General features: G+C 63.2%; 23 protein-coding genes. 13 read left to right on the forward strand and 10 right to left on the reverse strand.

Features of this window, described 5'->3' with window-relative positions; genetic code table 11:
- Positions 1-91 precede the first annotated feature (91 nt).
- From ccoG to L4923_RS14200, 10 genes are all read left to right on the forward strand, one after another.
- Positions 92-1,651, forward strand: coding sequence for a cytochrome c oxidase accessory protein CcoG (gene ccoG / locus L4923_RS14155; protein ID WP_239366079.1), 1,560 nt, complete (start codon positions 92-94; stop codon positions 1,649-1,651).
- Positions 1,648-2,145, forward strand: a complete 498-nt coding sequence (locus L4923_RS14160; protein ID WP_239366082.1) for a FixH family protein — start codon at positions 1,648-1,650, stop codon at positions 2,143-2,145. The genes ccoG and L4923_RS14160 overlap by 4 nt, the downstream gene beginning before the upstream one ends.
- A complete protein-coding gene (locus L4923_RS14165) occupies positions 2,142-4,400 on the forward strand; it encodes a cation-translocating P-type ATPase (protein WP_239366085.1) in 2,259 nt (752 codons plus the stop codon). Before L4923_RS14160 ends, L4923_RS14165 begins: the two co-directional genes overlap by 4 nt.
- Positions 4,400-4,555, forward strand: coding sequence for a cbb3-type cytochrome oxidase assembly protein CcoS (ccoS, locus tag L4923_RS14170; protein ID WP_239366088.1), 156 nt, complete (start codon positions 4,400-4,402; stop codon positions 4,553-4,555). Before L4923_RS14165 ends, ccoS begins: the two co-directional genes overlap by 1 nt.
- A gap of 194 nt (positions 4,556-4,749) precedes the next feature.
- Entirely contained in the window at positions 4,750-5,793 is a 1,044-nt protein-coding gene (locus L4923_RS14175) for an isopenicillin N synthase family dioxygenase (protein WP_239366089.1), read from the forward strand.
- A gap of 92 nt (positions 5,794-5,885) precedes the next feature.
- The gene (locus tag L4923_RS14180) at positions 5,886-6,911 is read left to right on the forward strand and encodes an isopenicillin N synthase family dioxygenase (RefSeq protein WP_239366090.1); all 1,026 of its coding nucleotides are present in this window, start codon (positions 5,886-5,888) and stop codon (positions 6,909-6,911) included.
- Positions 6,912-7,155: 244 nt separating this feature from the next.
- Positions 7,156-8,190 carry an amino acid ABC transporter substrate-binding protein gene (locus L4923_RS14185; protein ID WP_239366091.1) on the forward strand — a complete coding sequence of 345 codons (1,035 nt, stop codon included), beginning with the start codon at positions 7,156-7,158 and terminating at the stop codon, positions 8,188-8,190.
- A gap of 21 nt (positions 8,191-8,211) precedes the next feature.
- Entirely contained in the window at positions 8,212-9,402 is a 1,191-nt protein-coding gene (locus L4923_RS14190; RefSeq protein WP_239366092.1) for an amino acid ABC transporter permease, read from the forward strand.
- Complete coding sequence (locus L4923_RS14195) at positions 9,399-10,478, forward strand: amino acid ABC transporter permease (protein ID WP_239366093.1); 1,080 nt, start codon at positions 9,399-9,401, stop codon at positions 10,476-10,478. Before L4923_RS14190 ends, L4923_RS14195 begins: the two co-directional genes overlap by 4 nt.
- A 193-nt stretch (positions 10,479-10,671) precedes the next feature.
- The gene (locus L4923_RS14200; protein ID WP_239366262.1) at positions 10,672-10,908 is read left to right on the forward strand and encodes an endonuclease domain-containing protein; all 237 of its coding nucleotides are present in this window, start codon (positions 10,672-10,674) and stop codon (positions 10,906-10,908) included.
- Between the two features lie 213 nt (positions 10,909-11,121).
- Here L4923_RS14200 and L4923_RS14205 read toward each other — a convergent pair whose 3' ends face one another.
- From L4923_RS14205 to L4923_RS14250, 10 genes are all read right to left on the reverse strand, one after another.
- Positions 11,122-12,291, reverse strand: a complete 1,170-nt coding sequence (locus L4923_RS14205) for a trans-sulfuration enzyme family protein (RefSeq protein WP_239366094.1) — start codon at positions 12,289-12,291, stop codon at positions 11,122-11,124.
- Positions 12,288-13,676: a pyridoxal-phosphate dependent enzyme gene (locus L4923_RS14210; RefSeq protein WP_425530948.1), complete on the reverse strand. Its 1,389-nt coding sequence runs from the start codon at positions 13,674-13,676 to the stop codon at positions 12,288-12,290. The genes L4923_RS14205 and L4923_RS14210 overlap by 4 nt, the downstream gene beginning before the upstream one ends.
- A 301-nt stretch (positions 13,677-13,977) precedes the next feature.
- Positions 13,978-14,733: an MBL fold metallo-hydrolase gene (locus tag L4923_RS14215; protein ID WP_239366097.1), complete on the reverse strand. Its 756-nt coding sequence runs from the start codon at positions 14,731-14,733 to the stop codon at positions 13,978-13,980.
- A gap of 332 nt (positions 14,734-15,065) precedes the next feature.
- The gene (locus L4923_RS14220) at positions 15,066-15,857 is read right to left on the reverse strand and encodes an ATP-binding cassette domain-containing protein (protein ID WP_239366099.1); all 792 of its coding nucleotides are present in this window, start codon (positions 15,855-15,857) and stop codon (positions 15,066-15,068) included.
- Positions 15,850-16,740: an ABC transporter ATP-binding protein gene (locus tag L4923_RS14225; RefSeq protein ID WP_239366101.1), complete on the reverse strand. Its 891-nt coding sequence runs from the start codon at positions 16,738-16,740 to the stop codon at positions 15,850-15,852. The genes L4923_RS14220 and L4923_RS14225 overlap by 8 nt, the downstream gene beginning before the upstream one ends.
- A complete protein-coding gene (locus L4923_RS14230) occupies positions 16,737-17,588 on the reverse strand; it encodes an ABC transporter permease (protein ID WP_239366103.1) in 852 nt (283 codons plus the stop codon). The genes L4923_RS14225 and L4923_RS14230 overlap by 4 nt, the downstream gene beginning before the upstream one ends.
- A complete protein-coding gene (locus L4923_RS14235) occupies positions 17,581-18,588 on the reverse strand; it encodes an ABC transporter permease (protein WP_239366265.1) in 1,008 nt (335 codons plus the stop codon). The genes L4923_RS14230 and L4923_RS14235 overlap by 8 nt, the downstream gene beginning before the upstream one ends.
- A 50-nt stretch (positions 18,589-18,638) precedes the next feature.
- Entirely contained in the window at positions 18,639-20,174 is a 1,536-nt protein-coding gene (locus L4923_RS14240) for an ABC transporter substrate-binding protein (protein WP_239366105.1), read from the reverse strand.
- Between the two features lie 63 nt (positions 20,175-20,237).
- Complete coding sequence (locus tag L4923_RS14245; protein ID WP_239366107.1) at positions 20,238-20,639, reverse strand: RidA family protein; 402 nt, start codon at positions 20,637-20,639, stop codon at positions 20,238-20,240.
- 57 nt (positions 20,640-20,696) lie between these two features.
- Complete coding sequence (locus L4923_RS14250; protein ID WP_239366109.1) at positions 20,697-22,265, reverse strand: phytoene desaturase family protein; 1,569 nt, start codon at positions 22,263-22,265, stop codon at positions 20,697-20,699.
- A gap of 138 nt (positions 22,266-22,403) precedes the next feature.
- On the opposite strand from L4923_RS14250, the gene L4923_RS14255 reads away from it, so the two are divergent.
- The 3 genes from L4923_RS14255 to L4923_RS14265 are packed head-to-tail and all read left to right on the forward strand — an operon-like array spanning position 22,404 to position 25,259.
- Complete coding sequence (locus L4923_RS14255) at positions 22,404-23,195, forward strand: cyclase family protein (protein WP_239366111.1); 792 nt, start codon at positions 22,404-22,406, stop codon at positions 23,193-23,195.
- Positions 23,196-23,211: 16 nt separating this feature from the next.
- Positions 23,212-24,777 carry a phytoene desaturase family protein gene (locus L4923_RS14260; protein ID WP_425530945.1) on the forward strand — a complete coding sequence of 522 codons (1,566 nt, stop codon included), beginning with the start codon at positions 23,212-23,214 and terminating at the stop codon, positions 24,775-24,777.
- Positions 24,774-25,259, forward strand: coding sequence for a MarR family winged helix-turn-helix transcriptional regulator (locus tag L4923_RS14265; protein WP_239366113.1), 486 nt, complete (start codon positions 24,774-24,776; stop codon positions 25,257-25,259). The genes L4923_RS14260 and L4923_RS14265 overlap by 4 nt, the downstream gene beginning before the upstream one ends.
- The last annotated feature ends 55 nt before the right edge of the window (positions 25,260-25,314 follow it).

Consider the following 25,314-nt stretch of genomic DNA (forward strand, 5'->3'; position numbering starts at 1 on the left):
CGGGTCCCGACAGCGCATCGAATGCTTGATCTCGGTCAAGGCAAGGCCGCGCTGGCAGGCGCATGCAGGACGAGAAGCGCGGGAATGCATGATGCTTGATGTCGAAGAGGTCGAAAGGTTGGAAGCGGAGGCGGTCAATTCGGCCAAGGTCCGCCAGCCCCTGTATGCGGCGCGCAAGAAGATCTTTCCCAAGCGAGCTTCCGGCCAGTTCCGCCGTTTCAAGTGGATCGTCATGGCGGTCACGCTGGGCATCTACTATCTGACGCCATGGCTGCGTTGGGATCGTGGTCTCTATGCTCCCGATCAGGCGGTGCTGGTCGATCTCGCCAACCGACGTTTTTATTTCTTCTTCATCGAGATCTGGCCGCAGGAGTTCTTCTTCGTCGCCGGCCTACTGGTGATGGCGGGCATCGGCCTGTTCCTGATCACGTCGACGGTTGGGCGCGCCTGGTGCGGTTACGCCTGTCCGCAGACCGTCTGGGTGGACCTCTTCCTGGTGGTTGAACGCGCCATCGAGGGCGACCGCAACGCCCGCATCAAGCTCGAGGATGCTCCCTGGTCCGCAGGCAAGATCGCCAAGCGTATGGCCAAGCATGCCATCTGGCTACTCATAGCGATCGCGACCGGTGGTGCTTGGATCTTTTATTTCGCCGATGCGCCGACACTGCTTGGCGAAGTGGTGACCGGCCAGGCGGCTGCCATTGCCTATATGACCATCGCCGTGCTGACCGCAACGACCTACACTTTCGGCGGGCTGATGCGTGAACAGGTCTGCACCTATATGTGCCCTTGGCCGCGCATCCAGGCAGCAATGCTCGACGAGAATTCGCTGACCGTCACCTACAACGACTGGCGCGGCGAACCGCGCTCGCGTCACGCCAAGAAGGCGGCCGCCGCTGGCGAGAGCGTCGGCGACTGCGTCGATTGCAACGCCTGTGTCGCCGTCTGCCCGATGGGCATCGATATCCGCGACGGCCAGCAGCTCGAATGCATCACTTGCGCCTTGTGCATCGACGCCTGCGACGGCGTCATGGACAAGATCGGCAAGGAACGGGGCCTGATCGCCTATGCGACGCTGAACGACTACAATGCCAACATGGCGCTCGCCACCGGCAACGGTGCGCATGCCATCCAACCGGCGTTGATCAGACAGCCGGGCGGGCGCCTCTCCGACCGGGTCGCCCAATTCCATCTCGGCAAGATCTTCAGGCCGCGTACCTTCGTCTACACCGCCGTGTGGGCGCTGATCGGCTTTGCCATGCTCTATGCCTTGCTGACGCGGGAACGGCTGCAACTCAACGTCCTGCATGACCGTAACCCGCAATTCGTGGTGCTGTCGGACGGCGCCATCCGCAACGGCTACACCGTCAAGCTGCTCAACATGATCCCCGAACCGCGCACCGTCCAGATCACGTTGGAGGGGTTGCAAGGGGGCGCCATGAACGCGGTCGGCACTGAGCAGGCGGAAGGTGAAACGCTCGCCGTGGAGGTCGAGCCGGACCGCCTGAAGTCGCTCAAAGTCTATGTGCGGCAGCCGCGCGATCTGATGCGGCCCGGCAGTACGGGGTTCCGCTTCGTCGCCAGGGATGCGGCGGGCGACGAGACCGCCAGCTATGACGCGACCTTTATCGCTCCGGAGGCATCGAAATGACCGTGCGCCGTCGCTCCACCGGTGAATTCACCGGCCGCCACATGCTGATCATCACACTCACTTTCTTCGGCGTCATCATTGCGGTCAACATGACGATGGCCACGCTGGCGCGGTCGAGTTGGACAGGGCTGGTGGTGCAGAACAGCTATGTCGCCAGCCAGCAATTCAACAGGAAGGCGGAAGAGGGACGCGCCCAGGCGGCACTGCATTGGCAAGGCAGGTTGACGGTTGCCGATGGCGTCGTCCGTTACACGCTGCTTGATGCTGCTGGAAAACCGGTTCTGCCCACCAGCGTGAAGGTAGCGTTCCGTCATCCGGCCTCCGATGCCGAAGACCGCACCATCGAGCTCATGCCGGAACCGGGCGGAGCCTTCAGCGCACGACAAGCCGTGCGCGATGGCGCGTGGATCGTCGAGGTCGACGCAGATATCGGACGGACTTCGCCCTACCGGCAGGTGCAACGCGTCTTCGTCCGCAACGGAGCGATCCAATGAGCTGCTGCGCACCAGGGGCCGAATCCGCGCTCGAACTGGACCGCTCAGGCGGTCCGTCCATCGATGAGATCAGGCTGGCCAGCCGTTCGCTCGGCGGCGGCCTGGTACAGGTCGACTTCGCCGTCCCCGAGGTGCATTGCGCCGCCTGCATCCGTACAATCGAGACGGCCCTGCAGAAACTGCCGGGCGTCGCTGGCGCGCGTGTGAACCTCTCGACCAAGCGGGTCTCCGTGCGGCTGCGCGAAGGCGAGTTTCCGCCGCTGGTGGCAACGCTCTCCAGGCTCGGTTACGAAGCGCATCTGTTCGACCGCGAAAACGACAGTGGCAAGGATCCCGTACTGTCCGAACTGATCCGGGCCGTAGCGGTAGCTGGCTTTGCCGCCACCAACATCATGTTATTGTCGGTCTCGGTCTGGTCCGGCGCAACGGATGCCACGCGCGACCTGTTCCACTGGGTTTCGGCGCTGATTGCCATCCCCGCGCTTGCCTTCGCAGGGCGCATCTATTTCCGCTCGGCCTGGAACGCATTGAGCCGCGGCCGCATGAACATGGATGTGCCTATCGCCGTCGGCATCACGCTGGCCTATGCCCTTAGCCTCTACGAAACGATCAACCATGGTCCGCATGCCTATTTCGATGCGTCCGTCTCGTTGTTGTTCTTCCTGCTGATCGGCCGCACGCTCGACCATGTCATGCGCGAGAAGGCACGTACCGCCGTGAGTGGGCTGAGGCGCCTGGCCGCGCGCGGCGCCACCATTGTCGCCTGCGACGGTACGTTGAGCTATGTACCGGTCGAGGAGATCGCCAAGGGCGACGTGATCCTCGTTGCCGCCGGTGAACGCGTGCCAGTTGACGCGTTGGTGATAAAAGGCGCCTCTGAAGTCGACCGTTCTTTGGTCAGTGGCGAAAGCGAGCTGGAACCGGTCGGCAAAGGCACGGCGCTTCAGGCGGGCACGTTGAATCTCACCGGAGCGCTGACCCTGGAAGCGGTTGCTGCCGCGAAGGATTCCTTCCTCGCCGAGATGGTGCGTCTGATGGAAGCCGCCGAGGGCGGCCGGGCCCTCTACCGTCGCATCGCCGACCGAACATCGGCACTTTACGCGCCCGTCGTGCATCTGACCGCGCTGATCACTTTCCTGGGCTGGCTGTTCGCTTCCGGCGACTGGCATAGGGCGATGGTGATCGCCATTGCCGTCCTCATCATCACCTGTCCCTGCGCGCTCGGCCTGGCCGTGCCGATCGTGCAGGTGGTGGCCGCGCGCCGCCTGTTCGAACAGGGTGTCATGGTCAAGGACGGTTCGGCCATGGAGCGGCTGGCGGGCATCGACACCGTTATTTTCGACAAGACCGGCACCTTGACGCTCGGCACGCTCCGGCTGGTGAACGGCGACCGCATAATACCTGCTGATATGGCCGTGGCCGCGCAACTGGCCATGCATTCGAGACATCCCGTCGCACGAGCTATCGCGGAAGCCAATCGTGACGTGTCGATGAAGTCCCAGATCCTGGATGCGGTCAACGAAGTCCCCGGTTTCGGACTGGAGGCATCGATGAACGGTTCCGTCTGGCGGCTTGGCCGCGCGCAATGGGCACTCGACGATGGGGCTGAGGCGATGGGCACGGTTCTGTCGTGTGACGGCGTTCTGCGCGCCAGCTTTGTCTGCGAGGATCGGCTGCGTGCCGGTGCCGCAGAGACAGTCGCCGAACTGGCAGGGCAGGGCCTGGTGGTGGAGATGCTGACCGGTGACCATGACGCGAATGCAAAAGTAACTGCCGGACAAGCTGGCATCGACGCCTATCGCTCCGGAATGCTGCCGGGCGAAAAGGTGGCGCGCATCGCGGCGTTTGCCGACAGGGGCCGCAAGGTCCTGATGGTCGGCGACGGATTGAACGATGCGCCCGCCCTGGCTGCCGCCCATGTCTCGATGGCGCCAGCGACCGCGGCCGACATTGGCCGCAACGCCGCGGACTTCGTTTTCCTACGTGAAAGCCTCACGGTGATCCCTTTCGCGCTGGATATTTCCCGCAAGGCAGGCCGGCTCATCCGGCAGAATCTCGCCTTCGCCATCGCCTACAACTTCGTCGCGGTGCCCATCGCAATCTTCGGCTACGTGACACCGCTTGTTGCGGCCATAGCCATGTCGCTCTCTTCGATCGTCGTCATCGCCAATGCCATGCGGCTGACCGGCGACCGCTCCGTTGCCGGGAAGGAGCCGCGTGTTGCTCCGGCCAGGCTGATCGGAAGGCCGGCATAATGAGCAACCTCATCGTCCTCATCCCGGTAGCACTTTTCCTCGGTGGAGCCGGACTCCTTGCCTTCCTTTGGGCCTTGCGTAGCGGCCAGTATGAGGATCTCGACGGCAGTGCCGAACGCATCCTGATCGACGAAGAGCGTGTCGACCAAAGGTAGTGTGTTTCGTGCTTCGATCGCCACTCAGGCGTGGCCAGGTTTGTTTGCGGATTTGGCGGGTTTAGGAAAAAATCGCGCCAATTGAACATCTTGGCGCGCGGGATTTTTCGTCTTGCAGTGTCAAAGGGTCGGTCGTTTCTTTGATTTTGCCTGTGCCGTTGCCACGCTTAGGGACCTGCCAAGAGGGCCTGAAAGTGAGCAAGAACACCCCGATCCAATCGATTCCGATTCTGGATTTCTCCCTGTTTGAAACCGATCCGACCGCGTTCCTCAGCCAGTTGAAGCGCGCCTCCCGCGATGTCGGCTTCTTCTACCTCTCCGGCCATGGAATCCCGCAGAGTCTGATTGATGACGTGCTGGCGTCGTCACGCCGCTTCTTTGCACTGCCGGAAGCCGACAAACTCGAGATCGAAATGGTCAACTCGCCGCATTTCCGCGGCTACAACCGTGTCGGCCAGGAACTGACGAAGGGGCAGCGCGACTGGCGCGAGCAGATCGATATCGGCTCCGAAGCACCGGCGATCCCGTTCGGTAAGGATCAGCCGGCTTGGACCCGGCTGCAGGGACCCAACCTCTGGCCGCGCGCATTGCCGGAGCTGAAGCCGATTCTGCTCGAATGGCAGTCGGAGTTGACCAAACTGGCGGAGCGCCTGCTCAAGGCATTCGCCGTGGCTTTGGAGCAGGATCGCAACGTGTTCGAGACGATCTATGCCGGTCAACCCAATCACCTGATCAAGATCATCCGCTACCCCGGCCGGGATGCCACCGGAAGCGAACAGGGTGTCGGTGCGCACAAGGACAGTGGCTTCCTCACTCTGCTGCTGCAGGAAAAGCAGAAGGGTCTGGAGGTCGAGGCGGAGGATGGCCGTTGGATCGAAGCCGAACCGCGTGAGGGCACTTTTGTCGTCAACATCGGCGAGTTGCTCGAATTGGTCACCGACGGTTATCTGAAAGCGACCGTGCATCGCGTCGTCACGCCGCCCGCCGGCACCGACCGGCTTTCGGTTGCTTTCTTCCTGGGCGCGCCGTTCGATGCCGAAGTACCGCTGCTCGACTTGCCCTCGCATCTCAAGGCGCAGGCCGGCGGCATCACGCGCGATCCGCAGAACCCGCTCTTCCGCAATTCTGGCCAGAACACGTTGAAGAGCCGGCTGCGCTCCCATCCAGACGTCGCCGCGCGCCATCACGCGGATCTTGTCGCCGCGCAGACGCGCGCCGAGGTCGTGTCGGCGGCATGAGGTCGACCCTTTTTAGGGGGACGGACAGGGACCAAAGCGGCCGATGGAGATTTGGGGTGGGGCTAAACGGACAGACCGGAGGAATCCCAGACATGACCAGAATTGTACCTGTGCTCGATCTCAGCCGCCTGGAACAGGGCGCGTCTGAGCGGCGTACTTTCCTGGCTGACCTCAGATCGGCGGCCCGCGATGTAGGGTTCTTCTATCTGGCCGGCCACGGCATTGCGGTCAGCGAGATCGAAGGCGTGCTCGCTTCGGCGAAGCGTTTCTTTGAATTGCCGGAGGACGAGAAGCTCAAGATCGCCATGGTCAACTCGCCGCAGTTCCGTGGCTACACCCGCACTGGGGGCGAGCTGACGCGCGGCAAGGCGGACTGGCGCGAACAGCTTGACATCGGTGTCGAACGCGAACCGATCGCGCAAAAGCCGGGTGTCGCCGCCTGGACGCGCCTACAGGGGCCGAACCAATGGCCACGGCTTTACCCGGACCTGAGGCCGGTGCTGCTATCCTGGCAGGCGCAGGTGACCGAGGTGGCGATCCGCCTGCTCAAGGCTTTCGCGCTGTCGCTGGAACAGCCGGAGGACGCCTTCGACGCCATCTATGCCGGCGAACCCAATCACCGCATGAAGATCGTGCGCTATCCCGGCCGCGACCACACCGGCAGCGAGCAGGGCGTCGGCGCGCACAAGGATGGTGGGTTCCTGACGCTTCTGCTGCAGGATCACAATGAGGGCCTGCAGGTCGAATATGACGAACGCTGGGTGCCGGTCGATCCAATCCCCGGCACGCTGGTCGTCAACATCGGCGAGTTGCTGGAGCTGGCTTCCAACGGTTATCTGCGGGCTACCGTGCACCGCGTCGTCACGCCGCCTGTCGGTGTCGAAAGGCTGTCGGTGCCGTTCTTCTTCAGCGCCCGTCTGGACGCCTCCATCCCGCTGCTTGACCTGCCGTCCAACCTGGCGGCGGAAGCGCGTGGCCCGGCTAGCGATCCTGAGAATCCGCTGTTCCGCGATGTCGGCACCAATGTCCTGAAGAGCCGGCTGCGTTCGCATCCGGACGTCGCCAAGCGGCACTATTCGGACTTGCTTGAAAGCGGCTTCGCTTCGGTCGCCGCCTGAGGCGCACTCCATCTCCTCTCACCTCGGCCGGGTCATGCCGGCCGTTTTTTTATGGATTGCACAGTCGCCGCTTCCACCTCCAAAGCGCTCCTTTTTCGGCAAAGCGCTTCCCGGAACGGCGCAATTTTGGATTGCTGTTCCTTAGTCTACAAATTTTATGGAGTTACCGTTTGGCAGGTCGGCGAAAGGGGGCTGAACGCAATCGTTTCGAGTCGGCTTGTTACGGAACCAGGAGTTTATCCAGATGACATTTTTATCGCAACCCGGCGGCCTGTGGCGCCGGGCGGTGGCGGCATCGCTGGTCGTGGCCGCGACCGCGTTTTCAACCGTGGCGGATGCGGGACCGACACTGGACAAGATCAAGCAGCGTGGCGCGATCAAGGTCGGCGTCGGTACGACGCCGGGCTTTTTCGCACCGGGCGACGATGGCCAGTGGAAAGGCTTCTTCGTCGACTACGGCAAGGCGTTGTCCATCACCGTGTTCGGCACGCCGGACAAGGTCGAGTTCACCAATTCCTCGCCGCAGCAGCGTCTGCCGGCACTTCAGGCGGGCGAATTCGATATCCTTTTGTCGGGTGTGACTGTGACCATCGCGCGTGCCCTGCAGCTTGGTTTCCACTTCGGCCCGACGGTGTTCTATGACGGGCAGGGCATCCTGGTCCGCAAGGACCTCGGCGTGACCAAGGCAACAGAACTCGACGGCGCCACCATCGGCGTGCAGAGCGGCACCACGGGCGAACTGAACATCGCCGACTTCTTCCGCAAGACCGGTAAGAAGTTCACGCCGGTGACGATCGAGGAAACCGGCGAATTCATCAACGCGCTGGAATCCGGTCGCGTCGATGCCATCACGCAGGACAGTTCCGATCTCGTCGGCAAGCGCACCCAGCTGAAGAAACCGGACGACTACGTCATCCTGCCGGAGCGCCTGTCCAAGGAGCCGCTGGCTCCGGCCATCGCCGGTGGCGACGACCGCTGGCAGGAGCTGGTCAACTGGACCGTCAACGTCACCATCCAGGCCGAGGAATGGGGCATCACCTCGAAGAATGTCGACGAGTTCCTCAAGTCGGAGGATCCAGCGATCCAGCGCTTCCTCGGCGTCGATCCTTCGCTGGCGCAGGCTACCAATCTCGACCCGAAATGGGCCTACAACATCATCAAGACGGTGGGCAACTATGGCGAGATCTTTGACCGCAACCTGAAACCACTCGGCTGGGAGCGCGGCTACAACAATCTGTGGTCGAACGGCGGCCTGCTTTATTCGCCGCCTTTCCGCTGATCTGACCGAGCTGCCTGAACCATGGCGACGACCGAAATCGCGCCGGGCCGCGATCGGCCAGGCCTGCTGAGCCGGCTGGCCGGCTGGTGGGGGCCGCGGCCCTTCATCCAGCTTGCCGCCTTCGTAGCGGTCGTCGCTTTGTTCTGGCTGCTGGGCGCCAATGTCGCCGACACCATGCGGCGCATCGGCGTCACGCCGGGTTTCGGCTTTCTCGAACGGTCGGCCAATTTCGAGATCGGCGAAAGCGTCATCGCGTTCAAGGCGGGAGATCTCTATATCTGGGCGATCCTTGCCGGTCTCGTCAACACCGTCAAAGTGGCTGTGCTCGGCTGCGTTCTGGCGACCATTCTGGGCGTGGCACTGGGTGTCGCAGGCCTGTCCGGCAATCTGCTGCTGGCGACGCTCGTGCGCTGGTATGTCGAGCTGATCCGCAACACGCCTCTGCTGTTGCAATTGTTCTTCTGGATCGCGCTCGCCAAATCCTTTCCGCCGCCAAGGCAGGCGCTGTCGGCCTTCGATGCGTTGTTTCTGTCCAATCGCGGCGTCTTCGTGCCGGGGATCATCGTTGATGGTTTCTCTAGCCGGACAGTGTTGTTGCTGGTCGCCATCGCCCTGTCACACGGCCTCTATCTCTACACCGCGTATCGTCGCCGGCGCCTGAGGTTCGGCAACGGTTTGGCCGCGACGCTCGTTCTGCTGGCAGCCGTCGGCGCGGCATTCCCGACGACGGATGCGACGCTGTCTCTCGACATGCCGGTGCTGGGCGGCTTCAACATTCGCGGCGGCTACAGCCTGACGCCGGAATTCGCGGCGCTCCTTGCCGGCTTGACGGTTAAATTCTCGGCTGCGATCGCCGAGATCGTGCGTGCCGGCATCCAGTCGGTCTCGCGCGGCCAATGGGAAGCGGCGCGGGCGCTTGGCCTGCATCCCGGGCAGATCATGCGCCTGGTGGTGCTGCCGCAGGCGTTGCGCGTCATCACGCCTCTGATCACGTCGAGCTATCTCGACCTGACCAAGGATTCCAGCCTGGCGGTCGCCATCGGCTATCCGGACCTCGTGTCCATCATCAACACCACCGCCAACACCACCGGCCAGTCCTTCGAGGCGCTGGCCATCCTGATAGGCATCTATCTTGTGCTGAACCTGTCGGTGTCGGCGCTGATGAATGTCTATAACCGCAGGGTCGCCCTGCGCGGAGACGTTTCGCGATGAGCCTTGTCGATATCGCCTCGCTGCCGTTGATGCGTCGCTCTTTCGATTGGAAGCCGCTGTGGAATGGCTTGTTCGGCACCAGGCTGAATACGGCGCTGACCGTGCTCACCCTTGCCTTCCTCGTCTGGCTGGTGCCGCCGCTTGTGCGCTGGCTCGTGCTCGACGCCACCTGGACCGGTACGGCGCAGGATTGCGCGGCGGCATCCGGCGCCTGCTGGGCCTTCGTGGTGGCCAAGCTCCGCTTCATCCTGTTCGCGTTCTACCCGCAGGAGCTGCAATGGCGGCCGACCGCGGCGCTCTTGCTGCTGCTCGGCCTGCTCGTCGTCACCGCCCAGCCGCGCTTCTGGCGGCGCGAGCTGTTGATCGCCTGGCTGCTGGTCGTCGGTCTCTGCTGGGCGCTGCTCACCGGCACGCTGACCGGATCGCCGGTGCCGTCCAACCAGTGGGGCGGGCTGCCGGTCACCTTGCTGGTCTGGTCGGTCTGTTTCGGTCTCTCGATTCCGCTGGCGGTTCTGCTGGCGCTGGCGCGGCGTTCGAAGATGGGCGGCCTGCGCACGCTGGCGGTGCTGTTCATCGAGCTGATGCGCGGCACGCCGATGGTGGCGATCCTCTATGTCGCGATGCTGATCCTGCCGATGGCCATTCCCGGTGGCCAGTTCGTCGACAAGACGGTCCGGGCCATCATCATGATCACGCTGTTCTGGTCGGCCTATGTCGCCGAGGTGGTACGCGGCGGATTGCAGACCATCCCGCATGGCCAGGAAGAAGCCGCCAAGGCGCTCGGCCTCGGCTATTGGCGCACCATGCAGTTGATCGTGCTGCCGCAGGCCTTGCGCCAGGTCATCCCCGGCATGGTCAATCTGGCCATCGGCTTCCTGCTCGCCACCTCGCTGCTGGCGGTAATCGGGATCTTCGACCTGCTCAACGCGGCGCGTGCCTCGACCACCGACCCGAAATGGCTTGGCTTCTACGACGAGGCCTACTTGGTAGCAGGCATTATCTATTTCCTGTTCTGCTTCGGCGGCTCACGTTACAGCCGCTGGCTGGAGACGCGGCTGAAAGTGCCACATCATTGACCCGAAGCGTCTAGCTTGAGCTCTTTCTGGTCGTGGCTCTTGCAGATAAGCTATCCTTATGCCGCACACGCCCATTTCGCCCGGAAAACGCAGTTTTGCGAAGACATTACGGCAAGATATGACCGAGGCTGAGGGACGGCTTTAGGAAGAGCTTCGTGGTCGGCGGTTGAGCGGACTTAAATTCCGTAGGCAGGTGCCGGTCGGATCATATGTCGCTGATTTTCTGTGCGCCAATGCCATGCTGATCGTCGAAGTCGATGGCAGCCAACATGCTGATTCCGTGCACGATGGACAGCGTGCCTTGGCTCTCAACGCGCTTGGTTTTCGAGTTCTGCGATTTTGGAATGACGAAGTGCTGCGGGAAATGAATGCAGTGTGTGACACTATCATTGCCTATGCAGCCGATAAGAGCCTGGAACCGTGGCGATGATCTGCCTTCTCCCCTTGTGGGAGAAGGTGGATCGGCGCGCAGCGCCGAGACGGATGAGGGGTGCTGGAAGAAACGAGGCGCTGCAGGAGCGAGCACCTGTTTCAGCAAGACACGAACCTGAAAAGCAGCACTCCGTCCAGCACCCCTCATCCGACCTCGCCTGCGGCTCGGCCACCTTCTCCCACAAGGGGAGAAGGGGGATGGGCGTTCCGCTTAAACCGCCAGAGCCTGCGCCAGGTCGGCGATCAGGTCGTCGGCGTCCTCGATGCCGGCTGACAGCCGCACCAGCGAATCCGAGATGCCGATGGCTGCCCGCTTTTCCGCCGGGATGGACCCGTGAGTCATCAGGGCCGGATGTTCTATCAGGCTTTCGACGCCACCCAGGCTTTCGGCCAGCGCAAACAGGCGCGTGTGTTCAAGGAAGCGTTTGGTGCCGACGAGGTCGCGGTCGAGCTCTACCGTGATCATGCCGCCAAAGGCATTCATCTGCGCCTTGGCGACAGCATGCTGGGGGTGGCTTTCAAGGCCGGGATAGATGACACGGCGGACATCCGGCCGCGCTTCCAGCCAGCGCGCGATCTTCAGGCCGTTGGCGGAGTGCCGTTCCATACGCAGCGCCAGCGTCTTCAGACCGCGTAGCGCCAGGAAACTGTCGAACGGCCCGGAAATAGCACCGACCGCGTTCTGGAGGAATTTCAACTGGTCGCGTAGTCCGGCATTGTCGCCTACGATCACGACGCCGCCGACCATATCGGAGTGGCCGTTGAGATATTTGGTCACCGAATGCACGACAAGGTCGATGCCGAGTTCCAGCGGTCGCTGGATGTAGGGGCTGCAGAACGTGTTGTCGGCGACGGCGATGAGCCTCTTGCGACGGGCGAGCGCGGCAACGGCGGCGAGATCGACCACCCGCAGCAGCGGATTGGTTGGCGTCTCCACCCACAGAAGCTTGGTTTCCGGGCGAATCGCTGCCTCGACGGCAGCGAGATCAGTGAAGTCGGCGAAGCTCACTTGCAGCCCGGCCGAGCGCTTGCGCACGCGTTCGAGCAGGCGGAACGTGCCGCCATAGATGTCGTCGGTGGCGACGATGTGCGAACCGGCGTCGAGCAGTTCAAAGATGTTGGCGATAGCAGCAAGGCCCGATGCATAGGCGAACGCAGCCGAACCGCTTTCAAGATCCGCCACCGCCCGCTCGAAGGCGAAGCGGGTCGGGTTCTGGCTGCGGGCATATTCGAAGCCCTTGTGCACGCCCGGCGACTGCTGCGCATAGGTCGAGGTGGCGTAGATCGGTACCATCACGGCGCCGGTCGTCGGGTCGTGACTCTGCCCGCCATGGATGGTGCGGGTCGAGAAAGCGAGCCTGTTCTTGCCCTGGATGGTCATCGGTTGCGCCTCAGATGGTTGATCAGATCGATACGGGTGATGAGACCGACGAATTCGTCGCCGTCGAAGACGATGGCGACTTCGTTGCGGTCGAAGACGGGCAGCAACGCGTCCAGCGTCTGATTGGCCTGCAGCGTATGCAGATCGGCTGTCATGGCCGTGCGCACCGGCTGGTCGAAGCGCTGCCAGCGGCCATCATAAGGACCGTCGACTTTACCCAGGATGTCGCCCTCGTCGATGATGCCGACCAGCTTGCCGTCTTCCAGCACAGGCAATTGCGAGACGTCGCCGCGCCGCATGCGGCCATATGCGGTCAGCAGCGTGTCATCTGGCCCGACGAACACCGTGCCGCCTTCGCGGTGTGAACGGGCGACGAGATCGGAGAGGTCGCCATGCTGCTCGCGCTCTGCAAGGCCCTGTTCGGCCAGCCAGAAATCGTCGAAGACCTTGGAGAGATATTTGTTGCCGCTGTCGCAGACGAAGGTGACGACGCGTTTCGGCACCTTCTGTTCGCGGCAGTAGCGCAGCGCCGCCGACAACAGCGTGCCGGAGGATGAGCCTGCCAGGATGCCTTCCTTCGAAAGCAGGTCGCGCACCGCCAGCATCGAGTGCCGGTCAGAGACCGAATAGGCCTTCTTGACCAGCGAAAGATCGCAGTTCGGCGGCACGAAATCCTCCCCGATACCTTCTACGGTCCAACTGCCTGCCTCGACCATCTCGCCGGTCTTGACCAGCGGTGCCAGCACCGAGCCGACCGGGTCGGCCAGCACCATCTCGGTCTTGGGCGACACGCCGGCGAAGAAACGGCCAAGGCCGGACAGGGTGCCGCCGGAGCCGACGCCGACCACCACTGCATCGACGTCGCCATCGAGTTGCTGCCAGATTTCAGGGCCGGTGGTGGTTTCGTGCGCCAGCGGGTTGGCCGGGTTGGAGAATTGATTGGCGTAGAAGGCGCCCGGGATTTCGGCGGCCAGCTTCTCGGCAATGTCTTGGTAATATTCCGGGTGACCCTTGCCGACATCGGAGCGGGTCAGCCGCACTTCGGCGCCGAGCGCCCGCAGGTGCTGCACCTTCTCGCGCGACATCTTGTCGGGGACGATGAGTATGATGCGGTAGCCGCGCGGAATGCCGACCTGGGCAAGGCCGAGCCCGGTGTTGCCGGCCGTCGCCTCGACGATGACGCCGCCACGCTGCAACCGTCCGTCCCGCTCGGCCTGGTCGATCATCGAGCGGGCGATGCGATCCTTGATCGAACCACCCGGATTCTGGCTTTCCAGTTTGATGAACAGCCGGCACTTGCCGGTATCGAACTTTTTCAACTCCACGACCGGCGTCTCGCCGATCAGGTCAAGCACCGATGCGACGGGCGGCTGCAGCCGCTTCATTGCACCACCGAATTCTGCCTCAGCCTTCGCGCTCATCGCAACGCTCCCTAGCGGGTTGCCGGATCGCTGCCGGCATGCGTCCTGATCGCAGAAGCGACCGCTTCTTGTCGAAGGAAAGAATTTCCTTTGATCGGCGATCAGTAGAATGTCGTTTCAGTTCTCCGGAATTTCAGCTTCCTGGCGATGCATCCATTCTCTGCATGAGAATGGTTTTCGCCATCTATATGCGAACAATATGGCGCTGGAGGCACGATTGGCCAGTCTCTTAATGCCTGCTGGCGTGAAGGGAATTCGGCTTTCTTCAACCCTTGTCGATGTGCACCGTCTCACCATCCGCCGGGATAAGCAGGCGCTCTGCGGCGATGCCAGCGGCTTCGGCTGTCTGGCGCAGTGTAGCCCGATCGATCGTGGCATGGTCGAGCGCTTCCATGTGCACGGCAATCACTTTGGCCTGTGGCGCAGAACGCGCCACCTCTACGGTCTGCTTGTCGTCCATCACGATTAGCTCCCCATCCCAGCGTGCGCCGCAGGAATGGGTGACAATGATGCCGGGTTTTGTTGCTGCGATCGTCTCGGCGACCGGCGGATAGAGCACCGTATCGCCAGCCCAGTAGAGTGTCGGCTCGCCTGCCGCCTCCAGCGAGAAGCCGATAACCTGTCCCATCTTCTCCACCACCGGCCCCAGCCCATGGCTGCCGTCGCGCCGGATCAGCTTGATCCCGTTCCAGGTGAGTTCGGAGGCAAGCGTGGTGACGTCCTCAAAACCGAAGCCGCGGATTTTCCCTTCGTCGCCGGGCTGGCAGATCAGCGGCAGGTCCTTTGCGATAACCGTCTGCGCCACCGTGTCGAAATGGTCGGCATGGAGGTGCGAGACGATCACCAGGTCGACGCCATCCAGGATTTCCTCGACGCTGACCGGCAGGTCGACCATCGGGTTCGGCGAACGTCCGGTGAAAGAAGGACGGCTGTGCTTGTCGCCAAGGTCCGGGTCGACAAGCAGTGTCTTGCCGGCGACTTCGATCTTCAACGCGGCGTTTCGGAACAGGCGGATTTTCATGATGTCCTCGGCAGGGTGCGATGGTGACGCATGTGTATCCCGCTCTGAACCTGGGAGAAAGGCTCGTGCGCCACGCATTGCTGTGCCACCCGCCGCAGCGCTGCCCCTCATCGCCCTGCCGGGCACTTCTCCCCGTGAACGGGTAGAAGGATGCTGGCCGCTGCGCCGGCGCCCGTTCTGCAACGCCGATAATTGGCGAAATCTGAGGCGGGAGCGTCCCTCTCCCCGTTAACGGGGAGAGGATGCAGGCAGGCAGGTGAGGGGCGGCACGAACGGTCGATATTTACGATGTTCAAACCGCCAGCACCTGTTCTGGCGACGTCCCGCCTATCCTACCAGCGCACCGAAGGATCGGGTGTCGGAATGGCGTCGAGCAGTTCGCGCGTATAGGCGTGCTGTGGCCGTTCGAACAGGTCTTCGGTCGCGGCGTCCTCGACGATCTCGCCCGCGCGCAACACGATGACACGGCTGCACAGTCGGCGGATCACCGACAGGTCGTGGCTGATGAAAGCGAGCGTCAGCCCGAGTTCCGCGACCAGCGTCTCGAGCAACATCAGCACCTGCGCCTGCGAGGATACGTCCAGGCCGGAGACGATCTCGTCGGCGAGGATGAATTCCGGCCGCATGGCGATGGCGCGAGCGATGCCGACGCGCTGACGCTGGCCGCCGGAGAGTTCGTGCGGATAACGCCGGGCGAAATCGGCGGGCAACCCGACATGCTCCAGTGCCTGCCCGATCCGGGGATCGTTGGTCCTGGCATTCAGCGGTGCCGCCACCGTGCGCCCGACGGTCAGCCGCGGGTTGAGCGATGACAGCGGATCCTGGAAGATCATCTGGATGCGTGGCCTAAGCGGCTGCATGGCGGCATCGGAAAGATGCGCGATGTCTTGTCCGTCGAACAGCATGCGGCCGCCGCTCGGTTCGGCCAGCCGCACCAGCGTGCGTCCGAGCGTCGTCTTGCCGGAACCCGAACCCCCGACGATGCCGAGTACTGCGCCACGCGGGATGGTGAAGCTGATGCCTTTCAGGATCTCCAGCCGCGGTGCTGAGCCAAACAGTGGCTTTCGCGTCATGTCGGCGACGTCGACGCGCAGGTCCGCAACCTCGAAAATATTGTCAGCCACGGACGCCTCCGTTCGGACGCCAGGTGGTATCATCGACGGCGACTTCGGCGGCGACGGCGTCGGTCACCTCGCGCGGCACCGGCTTGAGCGACGAGGATGGATCGGTATGGCGTGGCGTCGCTGCAAGCAGCGCCGAACTGTAGGCGTGTTGCGGGGCCGCGAAGAAGCGTTCCACGGTGGTGTCCTCCACGACCTTGCCTGCATAAAGCACCGAAAGCGTGTCGCAGACCTTGGACACGACGCCGAGGTCATGTGTGACGAACAGCAGCGCGGTGCCGTGGCGTGCCTGCAACTCGGAAATCAGTTTCAGGATCTGCTTCTGCACGGTGACGTCGAGCGCCGTCGTCGGTTCGTCGGCAACGATCAGTTTCGGTTCCGCGGCGAAGGCCGAAGCGATCAGGATGCGCTGGCGCATGCCGCCGGACAGCTCATGCGGATAAAGCCGCATGATGCGCTCCGGCTCAGGGATACTCACCTCCGCCAGCACTTCTAATGCGCGCGCGGCCGCGCGCGCCTTTGTCCAGCCGAGGATATCGACAAGGCGGTCGGTGATCTGCGGCCCGATGCGTCGCGACGGATTGAGCGCGGTCAGCGGGTCCTGTGGGATCAGTGCCGCCTTCGCGCCGATCAGCCGCCGGCGCTCGCCGGGCGACACTTTCTGCAGGTCCTGGCCATCGAGCAGGATCTCGCCTTCGATGATCTCGACGGCCTTAGGCAGCACGCCGAGCACGGCCTTGCCGATCATGCTCTTGCCGGCGCCGCTTTCGCCGACCAGACCGCGCACCGAGCCAGCCGGCAGGCTGATGTCGACCGAACGCAGCAGGCGCTGGCCGGTGCCGGCAAGCCGTGCAGAAAGCCCGCGTATCTCGAGGAAGCTGCTCATCGCAGCACCGGATCGAAACGTTCGCGCAGGCCATCGCCGAATTGCGCGAAGGCCAGCACGGTGAAGAAGAGCGCGATCAGCGGGAACACCAGAACCCACCAGGCCTGATGAATGCTGGTGCGGCCTTCCGCGATCATGCCGCCCCAGGTCGGCTGATCGGTCGAGATCGACAGGTTCACGAAGGACAGGATCGCCTCGACGATCACGGCGATGCCCATTTCCAGCGTCAGCAGCGCGATGATGGTGGGCAATACATTGGGCAGGATCTCGGCGACCAGCGTGCGCAGGCGGGTGAAGCCCGCCACCTTGGCGCTGTGCACATAGTCCATCTTCGACTGGTTAAGTGTTTCGGCACGCACGACACGGCAGAAGCGCGTCCAGTCGATGATGACGATGGCCAGGATGACCGAGGTCAGGCCGGTGCCGAGCACCGCGATCAGCAGGATCGCGAACAGCACCGGCGGGAAGGCCATCCAGATATCGACCAGCCGGCTGATCAGCCGGTCGGCCCAGCCGCGATAGAAGCCAGCGACGAGGCCGAGCGTCGAGCCGAGCAGGCAGGTGGCGGTGCCGGCAATCAGGGCGACGATCAGCGCGATGCGCGCGCCATGGATGATGCGCGACAGCACATCGCGGCCAAGGCTGTCGGTCCCCAGCCAGTAGCCCGGCTCTGCGCCGGCCATCCAAGCCGGCGGCAGGCGGCCGAGCATCAGGTCCTGTGCCAGCGGGTCATGCGGGCTGATCCATGGCGCCAGCAGCGCGGCCAGCACGAACAGGGCCAGCCAGAGGGCCGACAGCCAGAGCCTTGCACCGGCGCGCCGGCGTATCGAACCGCGTCCGTCAAGCATGGCGCAGTTTCGGGTTGAGGAAGGCATAGGTCATGTCGACGGCCAGATTGACGAAGGTGAACAGGATGGCGAACAGGATGACGATGCCCTGGATCAGCGGCAGGTCGCGGTTGATGACGGCGTCGATCGCCATGTTGCCGAGCCCCTCATAGGAGAGCAGCCGCTCGATGATGACGGTGCCGCCGATCAGGAAGGTGAACTGCACGCCGACCAGGGTCAGCGTCGGCAGGATCGAGTTGGGCAAGGCCTCCGACAGGATCACCTTGGTTTCCGAATAGCCCTTGGTGCGGGCAAGCACGGAATAGTCGAGGTTCACCGTCTCCTTGAGCGACTGCTTGAGCAGTTGCGAGATGATCGCCGCCAGCGGCAGGGCAAGGGCCAGTGCCGGCATGAACATGTGGGAAAGCAGGTCTGCCAGGATGTCGAAGCGCAGACGCAGGACGCTTTCGAACAGATAGAACTGGCTGGTGAAAGGCAGCTCCAGCCGCGGCGAGACGCGGCCTGAGATCTGGAAGACGGGCCAGAGCACGCCGAAAAGCAGGATCAGCGCCAGACCCCATAGGAAATCCGGGACCGACAGGCCGACGCCGTTGGCGACATCGATGCCGGCTTCCGTCTTGCGGCCTCGGAAGCGGGTGCCGAGGATGGCCAGCGTCACGCCGATCGCCACAGCCATGACCAGCGCGATGATCGACAGTTCCAGCGTTGCCGGCAGCCGATCGAGCACCAGCGACAGCACCGGCTGGCGCGTCGAGATCGAGGTGCCGAAATCGCCGTGCAGTACATTGCCGAACCAGATGACGAACTGCTCGAAGATGGATTTGTCGAGCCCGTAGAGCGTCTTCAGCCGTTCGATATCGGCCTCGGTCGCGCCGGGCGGCAGCATCATGGCAATGGGATTGCCGGGCACCACGCGGATGACGACAAAAACGATCACCGCCACGCCGAACAGGGTGATCAGCGTGGTGATGAGCCGGGAGACGGTCTGACGAAGAAGCATCATGAGGAAAAAGCCTCCGGCCCGGCGCAAACCGGGCCGGAGATTTCAGCCTATGCGCGCTTGATCAGGTGCGGCAGCAGCGCACCCGACTTGTGCGGTGTCACCTTCAGGCCTTCGCGGTGCACGATCGGCTGCGCATATTGCAGTAGCGGGATCACCAGCCCTTCATCGGCGATGTAGCGGTCGACATCCTTCCAGCCCTGGATGCGCTTGGCCTCGTCCTTCTCGCCCCACAGCGGGATGATGCGGTCGACGAGATCCTTGCCGTCCCAGACCGAGTGCGGGCTCGGGCCGAACATGGCGAAGCCGGTCGAGGTGGTCGGGTCGCCGACGGCGTTGCCCCAATTGTAAAAGGCGGCCGGCGCCAGCTTGTCGGCGGCGCGCAGTTCGTAGTGCTGCGCGATCTCGTAGACCTCGATCTCGGCTTCGATGCCGACCTTGCGCCACATGCCGACGATCGCCTGGATCATCTCGTAGTCCTTCGGCTTGAAGCCGCGCGTGGTCTGGATCTTGAACTTCACCGGCTTTTCCGGCGAGTAGCCGGAAGCGGCGAGCAGCTTCTTGGCTTCCTCGACATTTGGCTCGACCTTGATCGAGGCATCGTAGGCCGCGTATTCCGGCGTCTCCAGCGTCGACAGCGGCACGCCGTAGCCGCGCAACAGGCGATCGATCAGCAACTGCTTATCGATGGCCTTGATGGCGCCGAGGCGCACATTCTTGTCCAGCATCGGGTCGACGTCGTTGATGAAGATCATCGCGATATCGGAGACGGTTTCGCAGCTGCCCTTGAGCTTGCCGCCGATCAGCCGGTCATATTCCTCATACGGGATTTCCAGCGTCACGTCGGAATTGCCGGATTCGACCTCGGCGACACGGCTGGCGGCGTCAGTGACGAACTTGATGGTGACGGTTTCGAAATCCGGCTTGCCGCCCCAATAGTCGGGATTGGCCTTCAGGCGCACGAAGGCGTTGCGCTCGTAGCGATCGACCATATAGGGGCCGGTGCCGATCGGCTTGGCCTCGAAGCCTTCCGCACCAACCTTTTCGTAATAGGCCTTCGGCAGCACATAGCCGGTCAGGAACGACATCCACTTGAAGATGGTCGGCTCGAACTCGATGACGTCTGCCTCGACGCGGTTGCCGTCAACCTTGAAGTTGCCGACCTTCGACCAGACGAACTGGATCGGATTGCCGGTTTCGGCCTTGCCGGCGCGCGCCAGCGACCAGGCGACGTCTTCGGCGGTGAAGGGGCTGCCGTCATGCCATTTGACGCCTTCGCGAACCACCAGGAAGATCTTGGAGCGATCGTCGTTCCAGCCCCACTCGGTGATCAGCCCCGGCGCGAAGGAAAGATCCGGATTCTGGTGGATGAACATGTCGAAAACGGACTGGTAGAAGCCCTGGATGGTCGGGTTGACCGCCGAAGGGCCGACCGTCGGATCCCAGGAAGGCAGGTTGACGTTGTAGGCGATGGTGAGTTCGTCCTTGCCTTGGGCAAAGACCTTGCCCGGTAGCGTCAAACTGGCAGCCGCTACGCCGGCGCCCGCCAGTTTCAGCAGGGTACGTCTGTTTGGATGTGCGCTCATGGTTGTGTTCCCCATTATTGTGATGCCCATTATTGTGTCTTGCGAGGCGATCCCGCGGCTTGCTCAGAGCGCTGCGGTTGCCTCGATCTCGATGAGAAATTCCGGCATGGCCAGCGTCTGGACGCCGATCAGCGTGTTGGCGGCCGGCGTGACGTCGCCGAAGAAGGCTCTTATTTCGGCCTCGATCGGGCCAAGCTTGTCGGGTGTGTGGTTGACGACATAGGTGCGCAGCCGCACCACGTCGCCGGGCGTGGCGCCGACTTCCGCCAGCACGGTCTTGAGATTGGCCAACGCCTGGCGTGCCTGCGCGGCAAGGTCGCCCGCTCCGACCAGCTCGCCGGCGCTGTTCCAGGCAACCTGGCCCGCCATATGCAGGGTGCGTCCGCTGTTCTGCTCGACGGCATGGGAAAATCCGAACGGCAGCGACTTGTACATGCTGTCCGGGTTGATCGCCTTGCGCTTCATATCGGTTTCTCCCACCTCTGGAGCCCGCTTTCCGCGAGCTTTGTTTGAAGATTTGTTTCAGCCGCCTGCCAGTTGCTGTGCGAGCAGGAAGCCTGAGCCCGCACCGACGCCCGCGCCGGGCCATGTTGCGGCGCCGGCAAGATGGAAATTGCGCACCGGCGTGCTCCAGTCGGCTGAGCCGGTTGCCGGCCGGAACAGGAAATTCTGTGACAGGTGATGGCTGCCGCAGATCTGGTCGCCGCCGATCAGATTGGCGTTGCCGCTTTCGAGGTCGAGTGGGCTCACTACCGTACGTTCGATGATTTTGCCCGAGAGGCCCGGCGCATAGCGTTCGATGATCGCGATCGCCCGGTCGGCATAAGCCTCCCGTACCGTTGCCCAGTCGCGATCCTGGATGACACCGGCAGCGTCGCCCCTGATTTCTGCGGGCACGACGCGCGTCTGCAGCCACAATATGTGCTTGCCGTCCGGTGCACGGGTCGGATCGATTGCTGTCGGCTGGCCGACCACGATCACTGGCTCGGCTGGCAGCAGGCCCGCCTGGGCTTCCTGATAGGCGCGTGCCATGACGTCCAGCGACGGCGCGACATGCACATAGGCGAAGTGCTGCAGGGCAGGGTCGGCCCAGTCGGGCAGTGTATCCACCGCCAGGTGGATCATCATGGTGCCGGGCGCATGGCGGAAATCGCGCATCTTGCGGTCGAAGCCGCTGTTGCCGGAGCCCTCCGGTAGCAGTCCGTTCAAGGCTTTCGGCGAAACCGTTGCAATGACGGCACGACTGGCCTCGATGCGGCGTCCATCGGCCAGCATCACACCCGTTGCCCTGCCGCCGGTGATAACGACCCGCTCGACCTGAGCATTGCACTCGATGGTGCCGCCATGGCCTTCGACCATCGCTGTCAGCGCCCGGATCATGGTGTCTGCGCCGCCCTTGCCCAGCACCATGCCGAAGCTCTGATTGGCCATGCCTTCGAGATAGGGGAAGACCGCCCCGCCGGCGATATCGGGCGCGAAATCCAGATGCATGCCCCAGGCGCCGAGCAGCGCTTTCACCTCGCTGCTTTCGAAGGTCTCGTCCAGCCAGGCGCGCGGTGACGACAGCAGGAAACGGCCGAGGTCGAGGGTGCCGGAGATGCCCTCCTTGCGCAGCAGCGAAAACAAGATACGTGCAAGTGCACGTTTTTTCATCGAGCTTCCGAGGATCGAGAAGATCCGCTCCGCCCGCGCCGGGAAGGCCTCGACCAGCGTCTCCCAGGTCTTGCCATCGCGTGCCGAGAATGCGTGGATGCGTGCCGTCGTCATGGCCAGGTCGGTGGATACGCCCAGCCAGCGCCCGCCCGGGAACACCGAAGCGAAGCAGTCCTGCACCGGTGCAAATTCCAGTCCGTGTTGTGCCAGTTCTGTGCCGTAAACCCGGTTGAATGCTGAGCCTGCGAACAGGCTGAGGTTCATGGCGGCGAGGTCGTGGCGATAGCCAGGCAGGGTCAGCTCAAGCGTCTTCACGGCGCCGCCCGGGCGGTCTGCCGCCTCGAACAGACCGACCTTCCAACCGCGTTTGGCGAGATGCGCCGCACAGGCAAGTGCGTTGTGTCCCGCGCCAATGAAAATGGCGTCGTATTTGGTCATGGAATTAGTTCACCCTTAAAATGATATTTGCATACGCATCTAAACTCGTCTAGCCTGATCTTCGGGAAAAACCGGTGCTGCCGCGATTGCTGGCGCCCGGTCAAAAGAATGAAGAACATGCAATCAGGAGGATTGAATATGACCGCTGCAAATGCGCTTGCCGGCTTGGCCGAGCTTCTGGTCAGTGGAAAGGTTGACGTCGTCGACCTGTCCGCCCCATTGGGACCGGACACTCCGCTGCTTAAACTTCCGCCGGAATTCGCGGTTGATACGCCCAAGATCGAAATCCACACCATTTCGGAATACGACAAGAACGGTCCGTTCTGGGCGTGGAACTGGCTGAAGATCGGCGAGCATTCCGGCACGCATTTCGATGCGCCGCACCACTGGATCACCGGTAAGGAATATTCCGACGGCTACACGGACACGATCCCGGTCAGCAACTATGTCGCACCGGTCAACGTCATCGACTGCTCGGCCGAGTCGGCAGCCGACAACGACTATCTGCTCACCGCCGAAGGCGTGAAGGCCTGGGAAGCCAAGCATGGCGCCATCGGCAAGGGCGAATGGGTGGTGATGCGCACCGACTGGGACAAGCGTAACGGTTCCGAGACTTCCTTCCTCAACGCCGATGCCAACGGCCCGCATTCGCCGGGACCTTCGGTCGATTGCATCGAATACATCATCGAGCGCGGCGCGATCGGCTGGGGCACCCAGTGCATCGGCACCGATGCGGGTGCGGCCGGTGGCATGACCCCGCCATTCCCGGCGCACAACCTGATGCACAAGGCCAACCGTTACGGCCTGGCCAGCCTGTGCAATCTCGACAAGCTGCCGACCAAGGGTGCCATCCTGATCGCTGCGCCGCTGAAGATCGTCAAGGGCACCGGCAGCCCGGTGCGAGCCTTGGCGTTGGTCCCGAAGGCCTGACCGGAAGCTGATCATCGTGGTCTACGATCACATCATCATCGGCAGCGGCATCAACGGGCTCGTGGCGGCAGCGATGCTGTCCAAATCGGGTGCGCGGGTGCTGCTCCTGGAACGCGAGCAGCGGCTCGGCGGTTGCATGTTCAGTGCCGAAGCGACGCTTCCGGGCTTCACCCATGACGTGATGGCGGCCACTTTCGTGCTTTTCCTGACCGGGCCTGCCCATGGTGCGCTCGGTCAGGATCTTGCCCGTCACGGGCTCGAATTCTGCCACACGCCGCACCCGACGGCGGCGCTGCGCCCCGACGGGTCGAGCGTGGTGCTGACCACCGACCGTGCCGCCAATGTTCGGGCCTTCAATGGCCTGTCCTCGGGCGATGGCGATCGTCATGCCGCCGATGTCGGTTCGATCGAAACCAGCGCCGAATTGCTGTTCGGTTTGCTCGGTGGTCAATTGTGGAGCCTCGCGACCGCGAAACTGCTGGCGCGCGAAGCCTGGCGGCGCGGCCTGCGCGGCCTTGTCGACTATTTTGGCGGTGCCCTGGCGCCGGCGCGCGGCTGGCTGGAAACAAACTACAAGTCGCCGAACATCCAGGCCCTGCATGCACCCTGGGCGTTGCATTGCGGCCTGTCACCGGAAGACACCTATTCGGCCCAGATGGGCAAGGTCATCGCCTTCGCGCTGGAAGCGGCGGGGGCGCCCATCGTCAAGGGTGGTGCCGGCAAGGCCGTCGATGCTTTCCGTGCGCTGATCCAGGAGCAGGGAGGTACGATCAGGACCGGAGCCGATGTGGAGCGCATCCTGGTTCGTGGCGGCAAGGCAACCGGTGTCCAGCTTGCCGGCGGCGAAGAGATCGGTGCCTCGAATTCCGTCATCGCCTCCGTCGCGCCGGGCCAGCTCTATGGACGCCTGCTCGGTCCGGATGCGCCGTCGCTGGCCAAGGATGCGACACGCGCCTATCGCCACGGCCGCGGCAATTTCCAGCTTCATTATGCGCTCGATCGCGCGCCGCGCTGGCGCGGCGAGGGCCTAGAGAAGGTGGCGCTGATCCACCTCACCGACGGCATCGATGCCGTCTCCAAGTCGCACAACGAGGCGACCCGCGGCATGCTGCCGGTGACGCCGACCATGTGCGTCGGGCAGCCGGCTTCGCTGGATCCGTCGCGCTGCCCTGAAGGCAAGGCGATCCTGTGGATTCAGGTTCCGGATGCGCCACGTGCCATCAAGGGCGACGCCGCCGGCGAGATCGCCACGCGGGGCGTGTGGGACGAGGCGACGCGTGAGGCGTTCGCCGATCGGCTCGAAGCGATCCTGGCGAACCACATCGAAGGTTTCCGCGAGACGGTGCTGGCGCGGCGCGCCTATTCTCCGGCCGATCTCGAAGCGATGAACATCAATCTGGTTGGTGGCGATCCCTATGGCGGCGCCTGCACCATCGACCAATTCTTCGTGTGGCGGCCATTCGCAGGGTCGGTCAACCACCGCAGTGCCATCAAATCTCTTTATCATATCGGCGCCTCGACCCATCCGGGTCCAGGCCTCGGCGGCGGGTCGGGCTTCCTCGTGACCAAGGAGTTCCGGTGAACGAACGCACGATCATAGGTGACGATACCGAAGGCCCGCGGCTCGGCGAGATCGGGCTGCAGCAATTCGCGCCCTATCTGATGAACCGCATCATGGGGCGCTACAATGCCTCGTTGCGCGAAGACCTCGCCAAGCTCGGCCTGACCACGCCCAAGATGCGCGCGCTGGCCGTGTTGTCGGTGATCGACAATCTCGCCATCAGCCGGCTGGCCGTCTACGCCATCACCGAGCAGTCGACCTTGAGCCGAGCGCTCGACGCATTGGAAGCGGACGGGCTGGTGCGTCGCACTGCCGATCCGGACGACAGCCGGGCAACGCGCATTTCCATCACCGAGGCTGGTCGCGCCGCTTTCGAGACGCTGTGGCCTACCATGCGCCGCACTTACAACCACATGTTCGCAGGTATCGACGCGGCCGAGCATGCCGCCTTCGTGGCGACGTTGCAGAAGATCCTGCTCAACGTGCGCAAGCACGAGTTCTGACCGTACCAGTTGATGATTTGAAGGCATCGAATTCCAGCCGAGTGTCGATCCGAGG

The organism is Terribium retamae (assembly GCF_022347545.1).
Lineage (GTDB): Bacteria > Pseudomonadota > Alphaproteobacteria > Rhizobiales > Rhizobiaceae > Mesorhizobium > Mesorhizobium retamae.

Bases quoted from the DNA above. Each gene is read 5' to 3' on its own strand.
- L4923_RS14180 (WP_239366090.1), top strand. From the start codon at position 5,886: ATGACCAGAATTGTACCTGTGCTCGATCTCAGCCGCCTGGAACAGGGC.
- L4923_RS14205 (WP_239366094.1), bottom strand. From the start codon at position 12,291: ATGACCATCCAGGGCAAGAACAGGCTCGCTTTCTCGACCCGCACCATC.
- L4923_RS14165 (WP_239366085.1), top strand. From the start codon at position 2,142: ATGAGCTGCTGCGCACCAGGGGCCGAATCCGCGCTCGAACTGGACCGC.
- L4923_RS14225 (WP_239366101.1), bottom strand. From the start codon at position 16,740: ATGAGCAGCTTCCTCGAGATACGCGGGCTTTCTGCACGGCTTGCCGGC.
- L4923_RS14160 (WP_239366082.1), top strand. From the start codon at position 1,648: ATGACCGTGCGCCGTCGCTCCACCGGTGAATTCACCGGCCGCCACATG.
- L4923_RS14240 (WP_239366105.1), bottom strand. From the start codon at position 20,174: ATGAGCGCACATCCAAACAGACGTACCCTGCTGAAACTGGCGGGCGCC.
- L4923_RS14235 (WP_239366265.1), bottom strand. From the start codon at position 18,588: ATGCTTCTTCGTCAGACCGTCTCCCGGCTCATCACCACGCTGATCACC.
- L4923_RS14250 (WP_239366109.1), bottom strand. From the start codon at position 22,265: ATGACCAAATACGACGCCATTTTCATTGGCGCGGGACACAACGCACTT.
- ccoS (WP_239366088.1), top strand. From the start codon at position 4,400: ATGAGCAACCTCATCGTCCTCATCCCGGTAGCACTTTTCCTCGGTGGA.
- L4923_RS14245 (WP_239366107.1), bottom strand. From the start codon at position 20,639: ATGAAGCGCAAGGCGATCAACCCGGACAGCATGTACAAGTCGCTGCCG.
- ccoG (WP_239366079.1), top strand. From the start codon at position 92: ATGCTTGATGTCGAAGAGGTCGAAAGGTTGGAAGCGGAGGCGGTCAAT.
- L4923_RS14210 (WP_425530948.1), bottom strand. From the start codon at position 13,676: ATGAAGCGGCTGCAGCCGCCCGTCGCATCGGTGCTTGACCTGATCGGC.
- L4923_RS14195 (WP_239366093.1), top strand. From the start codon at position 9,399: ATGAGCCTTGTCGATATCGCCTCGCTGCCGTTGATGCGTCGCTCTTTC.
- L4923_RS14215 (WP_239366097.1), bottom strand. From the start codon at position 14,733: ATGAAAATCCGCCTGTTCCGAAACGCCGCGTTGAAGATCGAAGTCGCC.
- L4923_RS14190 (WP_239366092.1), top strand. From the start codon at position 8,212: ATGGCGACGACCGAAATCGCGCCGGGCCGCGATCGGCCAGGCCTGCTG.
- L4923_RS14185 (WP_239366091.1), top strand. From the start codon at position 7,156: ATGACATTTTTATCGCAACCCGGCGGCCTGTGGCGCCGGGCGGTGGCG.
- L4923_RS14255 (WP_239366111.1), top strand. From the start codon at position 22,404: ATGACCGCTGCAAATGCGCTTGCCGGCTTGGCCGAGCTTCTGGTCAGT.
- L4923_RS14230 (WP_239366103.1), bottom strand. From the start codon at position 17,588: ATGCTTGACGGACGCGGTTCGATACGCCGGCGCGCCGGTGCAAGGCTC.